This is a genomic window from Xanthomonas sp. LF02-5 (assembly GCF_034105325.1).
Lineage (GTDB): Bacteria > Pseudomonadota > Gammaproteobacteria > Xanthomonadales > Xanthomonadaceae > Xanthomonas_A > Xanthomonas_A sontii.
The window spans coordinates 119,976-139,791 of the sequence record NZ_JAXGGF010000001.1 but is presented as its reverse complement, the minus strand read 5'-3'; the positions used below and the strand labels follow the sequence as shown (position 1 = coordinate 139,791).

At 70.2% G+C, this 19,816-nt stretch carries 17 protein-coding genes and 1 riboswitch; of the genes, 8 read left to right on the top strand and 9 right to left on the bottom strand.

All coding sequences use genetic code 11. The features are described from left to right. Window positions 1-306: 306 nt before the first annotated feature. The 3 genes from SLW52_RS00670 (at window position 307) to SLW52_RS00660 (ending at window position 2,870) form a co-directional block, all read left to right on the top strand. Window positions 307-1,680: a DEAD/DEAH box helicase gene (locus SLW52_RS00670; protein WP_043093333.1), complete on the top strand. Its 1,374-nt coding sequence runs from the start codon at window positions 307-309 to the stop codon at window positions 1,678-1,680. A 177-nt stretch (window positions 1,681-1,857) separates the two neighbouring features. Continuing rightward, complete coding sequence (gene queD, locus SLW52_RS00665) at window positions 1,858-2,217, top strand: 6-carboxytetrahydropterin synthase QueD (protein ID WP_295957707.1); 360 nt, start codon at window positions 1,858-1,860, stop codon at window positions 2,215-2,217. Between the two features lie 275 nt (window positions 2,218-2,492). Further along, window positions 2,493-2,870 carry a phasin family protein gene (locus SLW52_RS00660; RefSeq protein ID WP_026143664.1) on the top strand — a complete coding sequence of 126 codons (378 nt, stop codon included), beginning with the start codon at window positions 2,493-2,495 and terminating at the stop codon, window positions 2,868-2,870. A gap of 422 nt (window positions 2,871-3,292) precedes the next feature. Here the strand turns inward: SLW52_RS00660 and bioD are convergent, their stop codons facing one another. Next, the gene (gene bioD, locus SLW52_RS00655; RefSeq protein WP_295957705.1) at window positions 3,293-3,982 is read right to left on the bottom strand and encodes a dethiobiotin synthase; all 690 of its coding nucleotides are present in this window, start codon (window positions 3,980-3,982) and stop codon (window positions 3,293-3,295) included. A gap of 116 nt (window positions 3,983-4,098) precedes the next feature. On the opposite strand from bioD, the gene SLW52_RS00650 reads away from it, so the two are divergent. The 3 genes from SLW52_RS00650 to btuB all read left to right on the top strand — a co-directional run bounded on the left by SLW52_RS00650 (window position 4,099) and on the right by btuB (window position 7,244). Continuing rightward, window positions 4,099-4,581: a GAF domain-containing protein gene (locus SLW52_RS00650; RefSeq protein ID WP_017912553.1), complete on the top strand. Its 483-nt coding sequence runs from the start codon at window positions 4,099-4,101 to the stop codon at window positions 4,579-4,581. After that, the gene (locus SLW52_RS00645; protein WP_295846231.1) at window positions 4,578-5,015 is read left to right on the top strand and encodes a TfoX/Sxy family protein; all 438 of its coding nucleotides are present in this window, start codon (window positions 4,578-4,580) and stop codon (window positions 5,013-5,015) included. The genes SLW52_RS00650 and SLW52_RS00645 overlap by 4 nt, the downstream gene beginning before the upstream one ends. Before the next feature lie 25 nt (window positions 5,016-5,040). Continuing rightward, window positions 5,041-5,259, top strand: a riboswitch (cobalamin riboswitch). Between the two features lie 113 nt (window positions 5,260-5,372). Beyond that, on the top strand, window positions 5,373-7,244 hold the full coding sequence (gene btuB / locus SLW52_RS00640; RefSeq protein WP_320739664.1) for a TonB-dependent vitamin B12 receptor: 1,872 nt from the start codon (window positions 5,373-5,375) through the stop codon (window positions 7,242-7,244). 486 nt (window positions 7,245-7,730) lie between these two features. Here btuB and gph read toward each other — a convergent pair whose 3' ends face one another. Further along, window positions 7,731-8,384, bottom strand: coding sequence for a phosphoglycolate phosphatase (gene gph / locus SLW52_RS00635; RefSeq protein WP_295947661.1), 654 nt, complete (start codon window positions 8,382-8,384; stop codon window positions 7,731-7,733). 675 nt (window positions 8,385-9,059) lie between these two features. Beyond that, a complete protein-coding gene (dinB, locus tag SLW52_RS00630; protein WP_193312708.1) occupies window positions 9,060-10,130 on the bottom strand; it encodes a DNA polymerase IV in 1,071 nt (356 codons plus the stop codon). 200 nt (window positions 10,131-10,330) lie between these two features. On the opposite strand from dinB, the gene fabA reads away from it, so the two are divergent. Together fabA and fabB are read left to right on the top strand one after the other, a co-directional pair. Beyond that, window positions 10,331-10,846, top strand: coding sequence for a 3-hydroxyacyl-[acyl-carrier-protein] dehydratase FabA (gene fabA, locus SLW52_RS00625; RefSeq protein WP_043093347.1), 516 nt, complete (start codon window positions 10,331-10,333; stop codon window positions 10,844-10,846). Continuing rightward, window positions 10,846-12,054 (top strand): beta-ketoacyl-ACP synthase I, encoded by a 1,209-nt coding sequence (gene fabB, locus SLW52_RS00620; protein WP_152237869.1) that lies wholly within the window; start codon window positions 10,846-10,848, stop codon window positions 12,052-12,054. Before fabA ends, fabB begins: the two co-directional genes overlap by 1 nt. Before the next feature lie 45 nt (window positions 12,055-12,099). Here fabB and SLW52_RS00615 read toward each other — a convergent pair whose 3' ends face one another. The 6 genes from SLW52_RS00615 to SLW52_RS00590 form a co-directional block, all read right to left on the bottom strand. Further along, on the bottom strand, window positions 12,100-12,948 hold the full coding sequence (locus SLW52_RS00615; protein ID WP_320739666.1) for a hypothetical protein: 849 nt from the start codon (window positions 12,946-12,948) through the stop codon (window positions 12,100-12,102). A 407-nt stretch (window positions 12,949-13,355) separates the two neighbouring features. After that, window positions 13,356-15,380 carry a M3 family metallopeptidase gene (locus SLW52_RS00610; RefSeq protein WP_320739667.1) on the bottom strand — a complete coding sequence of 675 codons (2,025 nt, stop codon included), beginning with the start codon at window positions 15,378-15,380 and terminating at the stop codon, window positions 13,356-13,358. Between the two features lie 61 nt (window positions 15,381-15,441). Continuing rightward, on the bottom strand, window positions 15,442-16,545 hold the full coding sequence (locus SLW52_RS00605) for a PLP-dependent cysteine synthase family protein (protein ID WP_320739669.1): 1,104 nt from the start codon (window positions 16,543-16,545) through the stop codon (window positions 15,442-15,444). Between the two features lie 121 nt (window positions 16,546-16,666). Continuing rightward, on the bottom strand, window positions 16,667-16,879 hold the full coding sequence (locus tag SLW52_RS00600; protein ID WP_267092915.1) for a heavy metal-associated domain-containing protein: 213 nt from the start codon (window positions 16,877-16,879) through the stop codon (window positions 16,667-16,669). A 34-nt stretch (window positions 16,880-16,913) separates the two neighbouring features. Beyond that, window positions 16,914-19,352, bottom strand: coding sequence for a heavy metal translocating P-type ATPase (locus SLW52_RS00595; RefSeq protein WP_320739670.1), 2,439 nt, complete (start codon window positions 19,350-19,352; stop codon window positions 16,914-16,916). After that, window positions 19,349-19,789, bottom strand: a complete 441-nt coding sequence (locus SLW52_RS00590; protein WP_267120653.1) for a heavy metal-responsive transcriptional regulator — start codon at window positions 19,787-19,789, stop codon at window positions 19,349-19,351. Before SLW52_RS00590 ends, SLW52_RS00595 begins: the two co-directional genes overlap by 4 nt. Window positions 19,790-19,816 lie beyond the last annotated feature (27 nt).

The window sequence follows — 19,816 nt, the reverse complement described above, 5'->3', positions numbered from 1 at the left end:
CCAGACGCCGGCTTGGTTTCAACTGAAACGGACCCGGATTTTGTGCAGCGCGCCAATTCAGGTACACTGCGCCGGTCTGCATGCGGCCGTCCGTTTCCCTCAGGGACCGCCGGCGAGGCCAGGATCGCAACGATCCGACTCGCCCGCCCCGCCCGACGCCTTTCGTGGTGCTGACGAACCCCAGCCTCGCGCTGCGGGTTGATCCACCCTCTCGCAGCGCGGTTCACGGGAACGCTCCGAGCCTCACCTACTTGCGCCTGCGCGCCGGGTCCGTCCCGGCGTCGGCGCGTTATCCGGAGCATTCTCATGTCGTTCGAATCCCTGGGCCTTGCGCCCTTCCTGCTGCGCGCGTTGGCCGAGCAGGGCTACGAAACCCCCACCCCGATCCAGGCGCAGGCCATTCCCGTCGCCCTGGAAGGCCATGACCTGATGGCCGGCGCGCAGACCGGCACCGGCAAGACCGCCGCGTTCGGCCTGCCGCTGCTGCAGCACCTGGGCACTTCGCCGCAGTCGGTGGGCCCCGGCCCGCGCAAGCCGCGCGCGCTGATCCTGACCCCGACCCGCGAACTGGCCACCCAGGTCCACGACAGCCTGCGCGGCTACAGCAAGTACCTGCGCATCCCCAGCACCACCATCTACGGCGGCGTGGGCATGGGCAACCAGCTCGACGCGCTGCGCCGCGGCGTGGACCTGCTGATCGCCTGCCCGGGCCGCCTGCTCGACCACCTCGAGCGCCGCAGCGTGGACCTGTCGGGCATCGAGATCCTGGTGCTGGACGAAGCCGACCGCATGCTCGACATGGGCTTCCTGCCGTCGATCAAGCGCATCCTCGCCAAGCTGCCCAAGCAGAACCGGCAGACCCTGCTGTTCTCGGCCACCTTCGAGGAAGGCATCAAGCAGCTGGCCCGCGAGTTCATGCACGACCCGCAGGAAATCCAGGCCACCCCAAGCAACACCGTGGCCGACACCATCACCCACCGCGTGCATCCGGTGGACGGTGCGCGCAAGCGCGAACTACTGCTGCACCTGCTGGCCGCCGACTCGCGCAAGCAGACCCTGGTGTTCGCCCGCACCAAGCACGGTGCCGACAAGCTGACCATGTTCCTGGACAAGTCCGGGTTGAAGACCGCGGCGATCCATGGCAACAAGAGCCAGGGCCAGCGCCTGCGCGCATTGAGCGACTTCAAGGCCGGCCGCATCACCGTGCTGGTGGCGACCGACATCGCCGCGCGCGGCATCGACATCGACCAGTTGCCCAAGGTCATCAACTACGACCTGCCGATGGTCGCCGAGGACTACGTGCACCGCATCGGCCGCACCGGCCGCAACGGTTCGACCGGCGAGGCGATCTCGCTGGTGGCGCAGGACGAGGCCAAGCTGCTGCGCGCGATCGCACGCATGCTCAAGCGCGAGATGGACATCCGCGACGTGCCGGGCTTCGAGCCGGTCACGCCGATCCGCTGGGGCAACAACAACCCGCCGGACGAGCGTCCGGGCGGCCAGCGTCCGCCGCGTCGCGGCAGCCACGCCCGTCGCGGCCATGGCGATGCGCCGGCGCACGCGCATGCGCACGCCGGCAGCAAGAAGCCCGGCGGCAGCCACGCCGACGGCGCCCGCCGCCAGGGCCAGGGCCGCCGCCACGGCAACGGCGGCGGCAACCGCCCCGCCGCGCCGCGCTGATCCGTCCGCGGCCACGCGCTGCGCACGCACTCGGGCCGCCCTTCGGGGCGGCCTTTTTTGTCCGCTCCACCCGGCATCGCGCATGTCGCGACACCCTGCCGCACGACGGCGCCGTCGTCGTCGCGCGGCGCCGGCAGCCCGCCATGCCGCTCCACCCCTGACCGTACAATGCTCCCCATGGATATCTTCAAAGTCTTCACCCTCGAAGCCGCGCATCGCCTGCCCAACGTGCCGCCCGGCCACAAGTGCGCGCGCCTGCACGGGCATTCGTTCCGCATCGAGCTGCACGTCAGCGGCGAGCCTGGCGCCGAGAGCGGCTGGGTGATGGATTTCGGCGACATCAAGGCGGCGTTCCGCCCGCTCTACGACCAGCTCGACCACCACTACCTCAACGACATCGAGGGCCTGGACAATCCCACCAGCGAGCGTCTGGCGGTGTGGATCTGGGACCGGCTCAAGCCGGCGTTGCCGCTGCTGAGCGAAGTGGTGGTGCACGAGACCTGCACCTCCGGCTGTCGCTATCGCGGGCAGGGTTGAAGAAGGTCGGGAATGGGGAATGGGGATTCGGGAATCGTAGGGGCGGCACCGCGCCGGCTGAGGGTTTGCGTGCTGCCCGCCTTGCGTCGTTGCGCATCTGGCGCTTTCCAGGCCCGCAGAGGCGTCCGGCAAGGGCTGGCGGAATTGCGCCAAGTAATTGATCAGAAAAGCAGTTTGAACGAATCCTGAGCGGCTTCAGAAAATTTTGTTGCATCGCAGCAGAATGAGCGTATGTTGCACTGCAACAGCAGTCGGCATTCCAACGGAGTTGCATGATGTCCGCTCAATTCAACGATCAGTTCAGCAGCTACACCCAGCAGTTCGCCGCCGCCGCGGCGCGTGCCAACCGCCTGGCGCTGGAGAGCGCCGAGAGCGTGTTCGGCGTGCAGTTGAAGACCTTCGAGAAGAACGTGTCGGCCACCACCGGCTTCCTCGGCGAACTGACCGAGGCGCGCGATCTGGGCACCGTGCAGGCGCTGTGGCCGAAGGGCCTGCAGATCGCCCGCGACAACTTCGAGCGGCTGGCCACGGCCAACCAGGAAGTGTTCGGCCTGGGCCTGAAGGCCTCCGAGGCCATCGGCCAGCTCGCCAAGCACCAGTTCGAAGCGGCGACCGAGCAGGCCGCGCCGAAGGCCAAGCCTGCCGCCAAGTAACACTAGTTTTCGACGTCGCTGCGGTTCGCCGCCCGACGCACGCTCGGTCTGCATGGGTCCCTCCCCCCGTGCAACCCAAGGCCCGGTAGATCCCTCCCTCTACCGGGCCTTTTTTATGGGCGGGATTCGGGAGTGGGGATTCGGGAGTGGTTGATCGCGTGCGTCTTGGCGTTCCTGTCTTTCCTCATGAGAGAGGCTTCAGCTCCGGTGCTTTGCCAGGAGCCGGTAGATCGCCTCTTCGACCGGGCTTCTCCATGCGCTTGCTTCGGGAGTGAAACCCGGCATTCGGGATCAGCCCATCTTGCGGATCCTGGACGCCCTGCTCTTGTGGGAGGGGCTTCAGCCCCGACGCGGCATCGGTCAGGCGTCGGGACTGAAGTCCCTCCCACAAAAACCGGCAACGCAGTGCCACCGGCAGTTGCTCAGCCGGGCGACATGCCCGCCCACGGCTGCAGTTCCGCCGCCAACTGCTCGGCCTGCGGTTGCGGCCGGTACGGCAGGCGCCCCCAGCACGGCATCGGCAGGCGCGCACGCAGCATCGCCATGTTGTCGTCGATGCGCTCCATCGCCGGGTCGATCTCGTTGCCGATCCAGCCGATGCACTGCAGGCCATCGGCGGCGATCGCCGCGGCGCTGAGCCGGGCGTGGTTGAGGCAGCCCAGGCGCAGGCCGACCACCAGCACCACCGGCAGCCGCAGCGCGCGCGCCAGATCGGCCTGGTCCAGCGTCGCCGACAGCGGGGCCGCCCAGCCGCCCACGCCTTCCACCACCACCACGTCGGCCTGCGCGCGCAGGCGTTCGAACGCGGCCGCGATCGGCGCCAGCTCCAGCTGCACGCCGGCATCGGCGGCGGCCAGTTCCGGCGCCAGCGGCAACGGCAGCGCGTAGGGATTGAGATCGTCATAGGCCGGCCGCGGCGCGCTCGAATCCTGCAGCGCCAGCGCGTCCTCGTTGCGCCAGCCGTCGGCCTCGCGCGTGCAGCCGCTGGCCACCGGCTTCATGCCCACCGCGCGCTGGCCGCGCGCGCGCAGGGCGTGCAGCAGCGCGGTGCTGGCGATGGTCTTGCCGATGCCAGTATCGGTGCCGGTGACGTAGAAGGCGGAAACAGCCATGCGAAACCCTGTCGGTTGGCCGGCGGGACGCGCGGCGGCGCGCAGGATAGCCGGGTGCGTCGCGCGCGTCAGCCGCCGCGGTGCCGGCGGACGCAGTGCGCTGCTAGACTCGCGCGATGTTCGCCTCGTCCTCGCTCACCGGCAGCAAGCCGGAACAGTACGCCCAGTTGCTCGATCAGGCCCGTGCCCTGGTCGCCGGGGAGCCCGACCGCATCGCCAATGCCGCCAACCTGGCCGCGCTGGTGTACCACGCGCTGCCGCGGCTGAACTGGGTCGGTTTCTACTTCTACGACGGCAAGGAATTGGTGGTCGGCCCGTTCCAGGGCCTGCCCGCGTGCGTGCGCATTCCGCTGCACAAGGGCGTGTGCGGTGCGGCCGCCAGCAGCGGCCAGACCCAGCGCATCGACGACGTGGAGGCGTTCCCCGGGCACATCGCCTGCGATGCGGCCTCGCGGTCGGAACTGGTGGTGCCGCTGCTGCGCGACAGTGCGCTGGTCGGCGTGTTCGACCTGGACAGCCCCGACCTCGCCCGCTTCGACGCCGACGACCAGCGCGGCCTGGAAGCGATCGCCCAGGTCTTCGTCGACAGCCTGCGATGAGTACCACCAAGCTGCGCAACATCGGCCCCAAGAGCGCGGCCTGGCTGCGCCAGGTCGGCGTGCGCACGCAGCAGGACCTGGAGGCGGCCGGCGCGGTCGGCGCCTTCGTCAAGGTCAAGCGCGCCGGCTTCAAGCCCAGCCTCAACCTGCTGTATTCGCTGGAAGGCGCGCTCAGCGGCTGCCACTGGCAGGAACTGTCCGAAGCACGCCGCGCGCAGTTGCTGGGCGAACTGGAGATCGCGACGGCGGCGCTGCCGGCGCAGCGCGGCCTGCCGGTCGCCGGGCCGGTGGCGACCACGCACTTCGACCGCGACGACACGCGCGACGACGACGCTGCCGACGGCGCCTACGCGCACGACACGCACGACACGCACGACACGCCGATGGGCGACCACTACGGCGACGACGACGGCCACGGCACTCACGCCGACTGAGCCGCGCAGCCAGCGGCGATCGCGTACAATCGCGCCGCTTCAAGGTGACCCACCGGCTCCGGCCAGCGGGTTGAAACGGGAAGCCGGTGCGTCTTGCGACAAGGCCGGCGCTGCCCCCGCAACGGTAAGCGATCCGCGCTGACGACCTGCGCCACTGTGCCCTGGGCATGGGAAGGCGTCGCAGCCGGGAGGTCCGCCTCCCTGATCGCGAGCCCGGAGACCGGCCTTGCAGTTCACTGGTTGCGATGCGGAGGGCGTCGCGGCGTGCCGCGCCGTGTCCGGCGCCGTCCGCTTGCACCTTCCGTTCGCGACTCCCTTGCCGTCACAGCGCGCAGCCGCGCGCCGGAGTTGCCACCCATGTCGTCCCGCCTGCTTTCGGTCGCGATCGCGTCCGCCCTGTCCCTGCCCGCGCTGGCCCACGCCGCCGATGCCGCCACCGACCTCGACCAGGTCTTGGTCACCGCCACCCGCACCCAGATCTCGGTGGAGGACAGCGTGGTGCCGGCGCAGGTCATCGACCGTGCCGAGATCGAGCGCAGCCAGGCCACCTCGCTGGCGCAGCTGCTGCAGGGCCGCGCCGGCATCGGCTTCTCCAACCAGGGCGGCCTGGGCAAGCTGACCACGCTGAACCTGCGCGGCAGCGAGTCGGACCACGTGCTGGTGCTGGTGGACGGCGTGCGCATCGGCTCGGCCAGCGCCGGCCTGGCCGCGTTCCAGGACCTGCCGCTGAGCCAGATCGAGCGCATCGAGATCGTGCGCGGCCCGCGCTCGAGCCTGTACGGCTCCGACGCGATCGGCGGCGTCATCCAGATCTTCACCCGCCGCGGCGGCCAGGGCTTCCAGCAGAACCTGAGCCTGGGCGGCGGCAGCCACGGCCTGCGCGAGGCCGGCGCCGGCTTCAGCAACCGCGGCGAGCGCGGCTGGCTGGCCGTGCAGGGCGGCTACCAGAAGACCGACGGCATCAATGCCTGCAACGGCTCGGCCACGCTGTTCGCCGGCTGCTTCGTCGACCAGCCCGACCGCGACGGCTACCGCAACGTCTCGCTGAGCGCGCGCGGCGGCTACGCGCTGACCGACACGCTGCGCATCGAAGGACAGGCGCTGAACATCGACAGCCGCAACGAGTACGACGGCGACGCGCTGTTCGCCGGCAACGAGGCCGACAACACCCAGCAGGTGTTCAGCGGCAAGCTCGACTGGACGCCCTCCGATCGCCTGCACCTGGCCGCGCAACTGGGCCGCAACGTCGACGACGCGGACAGCTACTACCGTGCGCCGGGCGCACGCACCCGCAGCTTCGTCAGCACCTTCGACAGCCGCCGCGACACCGCCGCGCTGCAAGGCGACATCACCCTGGCCGAAGGCCATCTGCTCAGCGTCGGCAGCGACTGGCAGCGCGAGCACGTTGCCAGCAGCACCGCCTTCGACGTCGACAGCCGCGACAACACCGGCGTGTTCGCCGAGTACCAGGGCCGTTTCGGCGCGCAGCAGGTGCAGGCCAGCGTGCGCAGCGACGACAACGAGCAGTTCGGCGAGCACACCACCGGCAGCCTCGGCTGGGGCCTGGCGCTGGACCATGGCCTCAAGCTCACCGCCAGCGTCGGCACCGGCTTCAAGGCGCCGACCTTCAACGACCTGTACTACCCGTTCGCCGGCAATCCGGAACTGAAGCCGGAGCGCTCCAAGAGCGGCAACCTCGGCATTGCGCAGTATGCCGACAGCTGGAACTGGACCTTCAACGCCTACGAGACCCGGGTGAAGGACCTGATCTCCTACGACGCGGTCAGCTTCCTGCCGGTGAACGTGGACGAGGCGCGCATCCGCGGCGCCGAACTGACCGGCTATGCGTTGCTGGCCGGCTGGGAACTGTCGGCGCAGCTGAGCCACACCGACCCGCGCAACCGCAGCGACGGCGGCAACCGCGACAACTGGCTGGCGCGCCGCGCGCAGAACACCGCGCGTCTGGACGTGGACCGCGGCATCGGCCCGGTCAAGCTCGGCGTCAGCGTGTTCGGCAGCGGCCACCGCTTCGACGACGCGGCCAACCGCGTGCGCCTGGCCGGCTACGGCACCGTCGACCTGCGCGCGGAGTACGCGTTCACCGCGGACTGGACGCTGCAGGCCAAGGCCAGCAACGTGTTCGACCGCGACTACCAGACGGTGAACTGGTACAACCAGCCGGGTCGCGAATACGCGCTGACCCTGCGCTACGCGCCGGCGGCGCGCTGAGCCGGCGTCCCGCGCTGCGCCGATGGCGTAGCGCGGGACGAAAGCGCAGAAACCACGCGTTCTTTTTTTTATGGGCGGCTTCAGCCGTGATCGGCTTTCCCGGGAAAGCCTGTCGCGGCTGAAGCCGTTCCTACAAGAGGCGGCATGTGCGACCACACCGGATGTAGATGCGTGCAGTCTCAAAGCAGGCATGCGCGACGCATCGCGCACGTGGTCGCTCGCGATCAGGCTGCTGGCCGCCGAACGCAAACGGCCTCCCTCGTGCTCATGCACCGCGGCACAAACCTGACAGTTCAGCGACCGCTACGCGCCCGGACCCTCACCCCAACCCCTCTCCCGGGGGGAGAGGGGCTTACTGCGTCCTGCGCTGTAGGCGCGGCCTCAGCCGCGACGGGCTTTCCCAGGAAAGCCTGTCGCGGCTGAAGCCGCGCCTACACCACATTTCCAGGATCTTCGCGCTATACCGAAGCGCTACGCGGCATCGCGTCAGGGCAACTGCAGCAGCTCGCGCAAATCATCCATCAGCAACACCACGTCGGCCGTGGCCAGATCCAGATCGCGCGGATAGCCGTAACGCACCAGCGCCACCGGCATGCCGGCGGCGTGGCCGGCCTGCAGGTCGGTCCCCGAATCGCCGACCATCAGGCAGCGCGCCGGCGGCTGCGCGAACTGCTGTGCCAGGTGCAGCAGCGGCGCCGGGCTGGGCTTGCGCTCGGGCAGGCTGTCGCCGCCGAGCACCGCAGAGAACAGATCGGCCACGCCCAGATGGCGCAACAGCGGCGGCACCATCGCCGACGGCTTGTTGGTGCACAGCGCCAGCGTCACGCCATCCGCATGCAACTGCGTCAGCGCCTCGGCCGCACCCGGATACAGCCGCGGACTGCGCAACAGGCATTCGGCGTAGTGACGCATGAAGGTCGGCATCACCGTCTCGAGCGGCGTGGCGTCGCCGGCATGCCGCCAGGCGCTCTCGACGAGTTTGCGCACGCCCTCGCCGATCCAGCCCAGCACGGTCGCCTCCGGCACGCGCGGCAGGCCGAAGTCGGCCAGGGTGCGGTTCAGCGCCTCGGCGATGTCGGCACCGCTGTTGGCCAGGGTGCCATCCAGGTCGAACACCACCAATGCATAAGGAAATGTCATGTCGTGCCAACACAGAGGGACAAGTGCGCATTGTAGGTGGCGCAATGTCGGACGCGGTTGCGACGCGCGGGCGCGGCGCGGCGCGGCGCGGAAGCTGCCTTCGCTGACACGCGATTGCGACCACGCCACGCCCGCTGCGGCAACGCCGTGACGGCGACCGAGCGCGCGAACCGCGCTCACGCGATCCATCCCGGCCCGAGTCAACCGCTCGATCCCTGCGCTCACGCGCACGACACCCGAGAACATCACCGGTTGGCGATCCCCACCCATGTTTCAATCCACGCATCCGTGAGGACGCGACCAGGTCGATCCGCGTGCCGGAGGATGAAGTCGCTGTTGCAACCCGAGCAGCATGCCCCTGTGGGAGGGACTTCAGTCCCGACGCGGGAGCGACAGCCAGGTTCTCGGCCTGCACCCACATCCCATGGTTGTTTCAACACACGCACACGCGAGAGTGTGCGACCGCTTACGCTGTGCTTGCTGACCGACTCGATGCGCTTTCAATCCACGCCCCCGCAAGGGCGCGACACAGACCCGCCGTCGCCGCACCGTAACCCCAGGTGTTTCAATCCACGCACCGCTCAGGGCGCGACGATAGAGGTTACGACAGTCTCCCGTGGCACACGTTCCCATGCAATCAGCCGGGAAGGCAGTATCCCAGGCGACGCCACCGCCTCAACCGAACAAGCGCCCCTGCGCCTGCCCCGGCTCGCGCTCGTGGAAGCCGGACAGGCCGACGCCGACCAGGCGGTAGCGGGTGGATGCCGGCAGGTCCACCCGCTCGCGCAGCGCCAGGGCGATGTCGATCAAGGCCTGCAGCGAGTCCGGCGGCTGCTCCGGGGTGAAACTGCGGGTGAGGATGCGGAACTGCGCGGTCTTCAGCTTCAGCACCACGGTGCGCGCGATGCGCTCGGTGCGGCGGGTGGCGTTCCAGGTCTTCTCGGCCAGTTGCCGGATCGCCGGCTCCAGCGCCTCCAGCGCCAGGTCTTCGGCGAAGGTGTCCTCGGAGGAGATCGACTGCACCGGCTGGTCCGATTCCACCGGGCGTTCGTCGATGCCGCGCGCGCGCTGGTACAGGCGCAGGCCGAAGCTGCCGAAGCGCGCCTCCAGTTCCGCCTCGCTGCGCGCGCGCAGGTCGCCGACGGTGGCGATGCCCAGTTCCGCCAGCTTGGCCTCCATGACCTTGCCCACGCCGGGCACCTTGTTCACCGGCAACGGGGTCAGGAACGCTTCCACGCGATGCGGTCGGATCACGAACTGGCCGTCGGGCTTGCGCCAGTCCGAGGCGATCTTGGCCAGGAACTTGTTCGGCGCGATGCCGGCCGAGGCGGTCAGTTCGGTTTCGGCGCGGATCTGCGCGCGGATGGTCTGGGCGATCTCGGTGGCGGTGTGCAATTCGCCCTTGGGCGCGGTGACGTCCAGGTAGGCTTCGTCCAGCGAGAGCGGCTCGATCAGGTCGGTGTGGCGCTGGAAGATCTCGCGCACCTGCCGCGACACCGCCTTGTAGCGGGCGAAATCCGGCGGCACGAAGATCGCGTCCGGGCACAGCCGCTCGGCTCGCAGCGCCGGCATCGCCGAGCGCACGCCGAACACCCGCGCCTCGTAGGAGGCGGCGCACACCACCGAGCGCATGCCGCGCCAGGCCACCACCACCGGCTTGCCCCGCAGCGCCGGATCGTCACGCTGCTCCACGGACGCGTAGAACGCGTCCATGTCGACGTGAATGATCTTGCGCATCGACCCCATACCCTACGCCTGCGAACGGTGTGCGCATGATAAGCCCCGCGCTGCGCACGGACTGAGAATGCGCGCCTTGATCCGGCGCAGTGCGCGCGCCACCGCCGCTGCCGACACTACGCGTGCGTACGGATAAAACGTTTGATTGAACGCGCGAAGCTCATGCACTCTTGCGCGCCTCGACTGTCTCGCCTGGGAATGTTCCGCTCATGAGTCGTCTGTCCTCCTATTCGCGCGAGCAATTGCTCGCCAGCGCACGCGGCGAGTTGTTCGGCGCCGACGCCGCGCGCCTGCCCAACGATCCGATGCTGATGTTCGACCGCATCGTCGCCATCGACGAGACCGGCGGCGCGCACGGCAAGGGCGTGATCCGCGCCGAACTGGATATCCGCCCGGACCTGTGGTTCTTCGGCTGCCATTTCATCGGCGATCCGGTGATGCCCGGCTGCCTGGGCCTGGATGCGATGTGGCAGTTGACCGGCTTCTTCCTGACCTGGCTGGGCGCGCCCGGCCGCGGCCGCGCGCTGGGCGTGGGCGAAGTGAAGTTCACCGGGCAGGTGCTGCCCACCGCCAAGCAGGTGGTGTACGAGATCGACATCAGCCGGGTGATCAACCGCAAGCTGGCGATGGCGGTGGCCGACGGCCGCATGTCGGTGGATGGGCGCGAGATCTATATCGCCAAGGACCTGCGCGTGGGCCTGTTCACGTCGACGGAGGCGTTCTGATGCGGCGCGTGGTCATTACCGGAATGGGCATCACGTCGTGCCTGGGCAACGATCTGGACAGCGTGTCGCGCGCCTTGCGCGAAGGCCGCGCCGGCATCCGCCATAACCCGCAGGCGGTCGAGGCCGGCCTGCGCAGCCAGATCGGCGGCGATGTGCAGCTGGACCTGGACGCGGCGATCGACCGCAAGCTCAAGCGCTTCATGGGCGACGCCTCGGCCTACGCCTACCTGGCGCTGCGCGATGCGCTGGCCGATGCCGGCCTGGACGAGGCGGCGATCAGCGACCCGCGGATCGGCCTGATCGCCGGCTCCGGCGGCGGCTCCAGCCACTGGCAGGTGGAAGCGGCGGACCTGCTGCGCAACCGCGGCGTGCGCAAGGTCGGCCCGTACATGGTGCCGCGCACGATGTGTTCGGCGGTGTCGGCGAGCCTGGCCACCGCGTTCAAGATCAAGGGCGTCAGCTACTCGTTGTCGGCCGCGTGCGCGACCTCGGCGCACTGCATCGGCGCGGCGGCGGACCTGATCCGCCACGGCCAGCAGGACGTGATGTTCGCCGGCGGTGGCGAAGAGCTGGACTGGACCATGAGCCTGATGTTCGACGCCATGGGCGCGCTGTCCACCGGCTTCAACGACACGCCGGCGGTGGCCTCGCGGCCCTACGACGCCGCGCGCGACGGCTTCGTCATCGCCGGCGGCGGCGGCATGCTGGTGCTGGAGGACTACGATCATGCGATGGCGCGCGGCGCGCGCATCCACGCCGAACTGGTCGGCTACGGCGTGACCTCCGACGGCGCCGACATGGTGGCCCCGTCCGGCGAAGGCGCGGTGCGCTGCATGCGCATGGCGCTGCAGGGCGTGGACGCGCCGATCGACTATCTCAACACCCATGGCACCTCGACGCCGCTGGGCGATGTCACCGAGCTGGATGCGGTGCGCGCGGTGTTCGGCGATGCGGTGCCGCCGCTGTCCTCGACCAAGGCGCTGTCCGGGCATTCGCTGGGTGCGGCCAGCGTGCACGAGGCGATCTACTGCCTGCTGATGCTGCGCGACGGCTTCATCGCCGGCTCGGCCAATATCGACACGCTGGATCCGCGCGCCGAGGGCTTCCCGATCGTGCGCGAAAGCCGCGACGCGGACTTGCGCACGGTGATGTCCAACAGTTTCGGCTTCGGCGGTACCAACGCCGCGCTGGTGTTCGCCAAGGCCTGACCGTACCCAGGCCGCACGGCGCCTTTGAGGGCGCCGTGGCGCGGCTCAGCGTTCCAGTTGCTTCACGTCGTGTCGCCCGGCGTCCTCGTCCTTGTGCGGTTCCGGCTTGGCCGGTGGCGCTGAGGGCGGAGGCGGCGGTGGTGGCGAAGTCGGCTTCGGTGGATGCCGCTCGACCCACTGGATCGTCGCCGGCGACGGCGGCCAGGATGGCGATGCCGATGGCGCAGACGCAGGCGGCGGCACCGGCTGCAGTCCCATCGATTCGCGCTGGCGGCGGTCGCTGTCCTGGCGTTGCAACTCCTTCGCCAGTTCCTTGTTGTAGCGGGGATTGAGCGCGTCCGGCGGCGGGATCCGATGCATCCGCTCGCCCGGCGGCGTCCATGCCGGCGTGGCGCTCACGGCCTCGGACGCGGACGCCTGCGGTGGAGGGGGCGCCCGCCATTGCGGCGCCAACTGCCGCTGCAGCGGTGCCGGGATCTGCGCTGGACCAGCGGCAGTCGCCGCGCTTTCCAGCGGGCGGTAACGCGCGCGTTCGCGTGCCCACGGCTGGCCGCGATAGTGCGTGTCCCAGTAGCGGTCCAGCGCGAAGCCGACCGTGGGCACACCGAGCGCGGCACCGGGCGCGACGCCCTGCCCGTGTTCGTGAAAGTCGATTGCACCAGCCGGCAGCCAGCCGCGTTTCTCGCGCCAGCTGACATCGCACCAGGCCCAATCCCGTGTGCAGCCATGCACCTGCAACGCGTCGTCGGTGGCCGGCGTGGCCACGCGCGGATACTCCGGCGCCGGGCCGGCGCGCAGACTGGCGCCGATGCGCACCGTGCCGCTGCCGTCCTGCGCCAATGCCGGCGCGGCCATGCCCAACAGCAACGGCGTCCACCACCCTGCTCGCTTCATGCGGTCCTCCTTGTGCAGTGCGGCAGTGTCCTGCGCCGCGATCGCGGCGGCGAAGATCGCCGTGCCGCTGTGCTGTGTTCTAGCACAGAGGATTCGGGATTCGGGATTCGGGATTCGGGATTCGGGATGATCAGTCTGCGGCTGTTGAAAGCCGGGATGGGAATTGGGGGACGTCGTGCACGGAACAACATCACGATCAAGCTATCTGACAAACGTGGCTGCCTTCCGATGAAAAAGGTCGCCGCTTTTGTGGGAGGGGCTTCAGCCCCGACGGGCTTTCCCGGGAAAGCCCGTCGGGACTGAAGTCCCTCCCACAGTGCAATCGCAACCACTACGCCTGCGCAGGAAAATCTCGAATCCCGGCTTTCAACAGCCGCAGGCTGTCATCCCGAATCCCCAATCCCGGCTTATCCGGCCATGCCGCTGTGCCGCAGCAACGCCTCCAGTTCCGGCACGCGACCGCGGAAGGCAGTGAAGTTCTCCAGCGCCGGGCGGCTGCCGCCGCGCGAGAGGATCTCGCGCAGGAAGCGCGCGCCGGTGTCCGCCAACTGGTCAGGCGCTTCCTCGAATGCGGCATACGCGTCGGCGCTGAGCACCTCGGCCCACTTGTAGCTGTAATAGCCGGCCGCATAGCCGCCAGCGAAGATGTGGTTGAACTGGTGCGGGAAGCGGTTCCACGCCGGCGGCCGGTTCACCGCCACGGCGTCGCGCACGCGCTCGAGCAACTGCAGCACGCTGTCGGACTGCGCATCGAAGCTGTGGTGCAGCTGCATGTCGAACAGCGCGAACTCAAGCTGGCGCACGGTGAACATGCCGCTCTGGTAGTTCTTCGCCGCCAGCATCTTGTCGAACAGTGCGCGCGGCAGCGGTTCGCCGCTGTCCAGGTGCGCGGTCATCGCCTGCAGGCGCGGCCACTCCCAGCAGAAGTTCTCCATGAACTGGCTGGGCAGTTCCACCGCGTCCCATTCCACACCGTTGATGCCGGCCACGCCCAGTTCGCCGACCTCGGTCAGCAATTGGTGCAGTCCATGGCCCATCTCGTGGAACAGGGTGGTGACCTCGTTGTGGGTGAAGGTGGCCGGCTTGCCGTCGCTGCCGCGGCCGAAATTACACACCAGGTACACCAGCGGGGTCTGCACGCCGTCGGCGCGCTCGCGGCGGTTGCGGCAGTCGTCCATCCAGGCGCCGCCGCGCTTGCCTTCGCGCGCGTACAGGTCCAGGTAGAACTGCCCGACCAGGCGCCCCTGCGCATCGATGAGGCGGAAAAAGCGCACGTCCGGATGCCACACCGGCGCGCTGTCGGCCTCCACGCGCAGGCCGTACAGGTCGTGGATCAGGCCGAACAGGCCCTCCAGCACCTTGGGCTCGGTGAAGTAGCGCTTCACTTCCTGCTCGGAGAAGCTGTAGCGCGCCTGCTTGAGCTTTTCGCCGGCATAGGCCAGATCCCAGGCTTCCAGCGTGTCCAGGCCCAGGTGCTCGCGCGCGAATGCCTCCAGTTCGGCGCGGTCGCGCTGCGCGTAGGGCTTGGCGCGTGCGGCCAGATCGTGCAGGAAGTCCAGCACCTGTGCCGGATCCTGCGCCATCTTCGTCGCCAGCGAATACTCGGCGTAGCTGGCGAAGCCGAGCAGCGCCGCCAGTTCGCCGCGCAGGGCGAGGATGCGCCCGATCGCCGCGCTGTTGTCCAGCGCCGCATCGCCGAACTCCGAGGCGCGGATCGCGTTGGCGCGGTACAGCGTCTCGCGCAACGCGCGGTCCTCGGCGTACATCTGCACCGGCAGGTAGCACGGCATCTGCAGGGTCAGCTTCCAGCCCGGTTGGCCTTCGCGTTCGGCCGCTGCGCGCGCGGCGGCGATGCTGTCCTCGGGCAGGCCGGCCAGGCGCGCCGGGTCGTCGATCCACAGCGACCATGCATCGGTGGCGTCGAGCACGTTCTGCGAGAACTTGGCCGACAGCGCCGACAGTTCTTCCTGGATCGCGGCGAAGCGCTGCTTGTCGGCCTCGCCTAGCTCCGCGCCGCCAAGGCGGAAATCGCGCAGCGCGTTGTCCAGCACCTTGCGCTGCGCCGCGCCGAGCGTGGCCGCCTGCGGCGATTGCGCCAGCGCGCGGTACTGCGCGAACAGCGCCAGGTTCTGCCCCAGCGCGCTGGAAAAGCGCGTCACCTTGGGCAGGTTGACGTTGTAGGCCTCGCGCAGCGCCGGCGTGTTGACCACCGCCTGCAGGTGGCTCACCTGACCCCAGGCGCGCCACAGGCGCTCGGTGGCATCGTCCAGCGGCGCCACGAAGCTATCCCAGCGCACCGGCGCCACCGTCTCGGCGGCGGCCACGGCGGCCTCGGCCTGCGCCAGCAGCGTGTCGATCGCCGGGCCGATGTGCTCGGGCTGGATCGCATCGAAGCGCGGCAGGCCGGAAAAATCGAGCAGGGGATTGGTCATCGCGGAAGTCTCGGTAGCGGGGGAAGGACCGGCGCGGCCGGCCACGAAAAGCAGATGGCGGTCAGTCCAGCGCAGCACAAGGCAGCGGCGGCAGGCCGGCGCCGGCCACCGCCGCGGCCAGCTGCGCATCGGCCTGCTCCACGTCGATGCCGTGCTCGGCGTACCACTGCGGCCGGTAGTAGCTGTGCCCGTAGCGATCGCCGCTGTCGCACAGGATGGTGACGATGGCGCCGCTGCGGCCCTGCTCGCGCATGCGCGTGGCCGCCTGCAGCACGCCGACGAAGTTGGTGCCGGTGGAGCCGCCCACGCGCCGGCCCAGGCGCGCGCTGACGTAGCGCATCGCCGCCAGGCTCAGCGCGTCGGGCACCTTGACCATCGCATCCACGCAGTTGGGGATGAAGCTCGGCTCCACCCGCGGCCGGCCGATGCCTTCGATGCGCGAGCCGCCGGTGCTTTCCAGGCCGGCGTAGTCGCGTCCGGCCAGGGCCTCGCGGTAGCCGTCGAAGAACAGCGACACCTCCGGGTCCGCGCACAGGATGCGGGTGGGATGGCGCCGGTAGCGCACGTAGCGCCCGAGCGTGGCCGCGGTGCCGCCGGTGCCGGGGCTGCACACGATCCAGGCCGGAATCGGATGCGGCTCCTCCTGCATCTGCCGGAAGATCGACTCGGCGATGTTGTTGTTGGCGCGCCAGTCGGTGGCGCGTTCGGCGTACAGGAACTGGTCCATGAAGTGGCCACCGGTCTCGCGCGCCAGCTGCACCGAATCGGCATGCAGGTCGCAGGCGCGCCCGACCAGGTGGCAGCGCCCGCCCTGGAACTCGATCGCGGCGATCTTCTCCGGCGAGGTGGTGGCCGGCATCACCGCGATGAACGGCAGCCCCAGCAGGCGCGCGAAATACGCCTCGGAGACCGCGGTGGAACCGCTGGAGGCCTCGATCACCGGCCGCCCCTCGCGCAGCCAGCCGTTGGCCAGCGCGTACAGGAACAGCGAGCGCGCCAGGCGGTGCTTGAGGCTGCCGGTGGGATGGCTGGACTCGTCCTTGAAATACAGGTCGATGCCGGGGAAACCGGGCAGGTCCAGCGGGATCAGGTGGGTATCGGCCGAGCGGTTGAAGTCGGCTTCGATCTTCTGGATGGCGGCGGCCACCCAAGCGCGATGGGTCATGGCGGTGCGGGAGCGGAGAAATCGCGCCCACGATACACGCCCGGCCACGCGCCCGGGCCATGCGCGGCAGCGGCCGCCACGCCGGCGTTCACCTGGCGTCGGAGCGGCGTCGGAGCGGCGCTCAGCCAGCGGCCACGCTGAAGCCGGCGTCGGCGATCGCCTGCTCCAGCGCGGCCACGTCGATGCGCGCGGGGTCGTAGTCGATGCCGACGCGCCCGCCTTCCAGCAGCACCGTGCTGGCGGCCACGCCCGGGCAGGCGTCGAGCACCCGCTGCAGCCGTGCGCTGCAGCCACCGCAGCTCATGCCGTGGACCAGAAGATCGAGATGGTGCATGTCAGGCTCCAGGGTCAGGAAATCGAATCCGCGCTCATTGCGGACGCCAGCGATTCAGCAGCAGCGCGTTGCCCAGCACCGAGACCGAACTCAGCGCCATCGCCGCGCCGGCGATCACCGGGTTGAGCAGGCCGAACGCGGCCAGCGGGATGCCCAGGCCGTTGAAGACGAAGGCGAAGAACAGGTTCTGGCGGATCTTGCGCACCGTCGCCGCGGACAGGTCGATGGCGGCGGCGACACCGGCCAGGTCGCCGTGCATCAGCACCACGTCGGCCGCCTCGATGGCGATGTCCGAGCCGCTGCCGATGGCGAAACTGACGTCGGCCGCGGCCAGTGCCGGGGCATCGTTGATGCCGTCGCCGACCATGCCCACGCGTGCGCCCGGCACCGCCTGCAACTGGCGCACATGCGCGGCCTTGTCCTGCGGCAGCACCTCGGCCTGCACCTGCTCGATGCCGAGCCGCGCGGCCACCGCCTGCGCCGCGTGGCGGTTGTCGCCGCTGAGCATGGTCACCGCGATCCCGCGCGCCTGCAGCAACGCCACCGCCTCGGCGGCATCCTCGCGCAGCGGATCGGCGATGGCGATGTAGCCGGCCACCGCGCCATCCACCGCCACCCCGACCACGCTGTGGCCCTGCGCCTGTGCCGCCTCGGCCTGGCGGCGCAGCGCAGGGTCGGCCGGCGCGGCGACCAGGCCATCGAGCCATGCCAACGCGCCCAGCGCGACCTCGCGCCCGTCCACGCGGCCGCACACACCCTGCCCCGGCAACGTCTGCACCGCCTCAGCCGACGGTGCCGGCACGGCCGCGCGCACGCCCAACTCGGCGGCGCGCTGCACGATGGCGCGCGCCAGCGGATGCGCCGAGCCGGTCTCCAGCGCCGCGGCCAGGCGCAACAGCGGCGCGGTCTCGGCCGCGTCGGCGACCAGCACCGCGGTCACCTGCGGCTGGCCCAGGGTCAGGGTGCCGGTCTTGTCGACCACCAGCGCGGTCAGCGCACGGGCGCGTTCCAGCACTTCGGCGTCGCGGATCAGGATGCCGGCGCGGGCGCCGACGCCGGTGCCGACCATGATCGCGGTCGGCGTGGCCAGGCCCAGCGCGCACGGGCAAGCGATCACCAGCACCGCCACCGCGTGCACCAGCGCCTCGGCGAAGCTGCCGCGCAGCGCCCAGGTCGCGCCAAGGGTGATGGCGGCGATCGCCAGCACCGCCGGCACGAACACCGCGGCGATGCGGTCGACCAGGCGCTGGATCGGCGCGCGCGAGCCTTGCGCGGCGTCGACCATGCGCACGATCTGCGCCAGCAGGGTGTCGGCGCCGACACCGGTGGCGCGCGCGCGCAACAGGCCGAGCTGGTTGACCGTGGCCGCGTGCAGGCGACTGCCCGGCGCCTTGGCCACCGGCAGCGCCTCGCCGGACAGCATCGCCTCGTCCACGCTGGAGTGGCCGTCGAGCACCTCGCCGTCCACCGGCACGCGCTCGCCGGCAGCGACCACGAACACGTCGCCGACCGCCAGTTCCGCCGCATCCACCTCCACGACGACGCCGTCGCGCTCGACCCGTGCGGTGGTCGGCGCCAGGTCGAGCAGCGCGCGCACCGCCGCGGTGGTGCGGCGCTTGGCGCGCGCTTCGAGCAGGCGCCCGAGCAGCACCAGGGTGATGACGCTGGTGCTGGCCTCGAAGTACACGTGCTGGCCATGCAGGCCGGCCACGGTGACCACGGCGCTGTACAGATAGGCCATGCCGGTGCCCAGCGCGACCAGCACATCCATGTTGGCGCTGCCGTTGCGCAGCGCGCGGTAGCCGGCGCGGTAGAAGCGCGCACCGATCCAGCACTGCACCGGCGTGGCCAGCAGCAACTGCAGCCAGCGCGGCAGCGGCTCGGCATGCGCACCGCGCAGGGCGTCGCCATCCAGCATGCCGAGCATCTGCCCCCAGAACGGCAGGGTCAGCAGCACCGCTGCGGCGAACAGGCCCAGCTCGCGCCGCCAGGCGTGCCGCTCGCTGCGCTCGCGCTCGGCCAGCTGCGCCGGGTCCATGGCCTGGGCGACGCGCGCGCCGAACCCGGCGCGTTCAATCCGTGCGACCAGCTCCGCCGGCGCGACCGCACCAGGCACGATCTCCACCCGCGCCTTGGCCGAGGCCAGGTTGGCGTGGCCGGCGAGCACGCCCGGGGTCTTCGCCAGCACCGCATCGATGGACCCCACGCAGGACGCGCAGTGCAGGCCGCTGAGTTCCAGGGTCACGGTCTGGGTCGGCACCGAGTAGCCGGCCTGCCGGATGCGCTGCAGCAGCGTCGGCAGCTCCACCTGCTGCGGGTCGTAGTCGACCTGCACGCGCGCGCCGGCATAGCTGGCCTGCGCCGCCACGCCGGGCAGACGCGTGAGCGCTTTTTCCACGCCCGCCGCGCAGGCGGCGCAGGTCATGCCCTGCACCGGCAAGGTCAGCGAGGCGGTGGTGCGACCCGTGCTCATCGCGACGGCTCGCCGGCGGCATCGCCGCGGATGTCGCCCAGGATCGGGCAGGCGTCCGGCGCACCGCGGCCGGGGCACTCCTCGACCAGCGCCGCCAGGGTATTGCGCATCTCGGTCAGCTCGGCGATGCGCCGATCCAGCGCCTGCAGGCGCGCGCTGGCGCGCTGCTTGATGCCCTCCACGCCGTGCACGCGATCGTCCTGCAACGCCAGCAGCTCGCCGATCTCCTCCAGCGAAAAGCCCAGTTCCTTGGCGCGGCGGATGAAGCGCACCCGCTGTACCGCCGCGGCGTCGTACTCGCGGTAGCCGGAGGCGCGGCGCGGGGCGAGCGGCAGCAGACCCTGGCGTTCGTAGTAGCGCACGGTGTCGATGGCGACATCGGCCTGGCGGGCGAGCGCGCCGATGGTGAAGCGGGTGGTGGCGGGGTCGGATCGCATGCGCACACCCTACTCCCTGGACTCGGG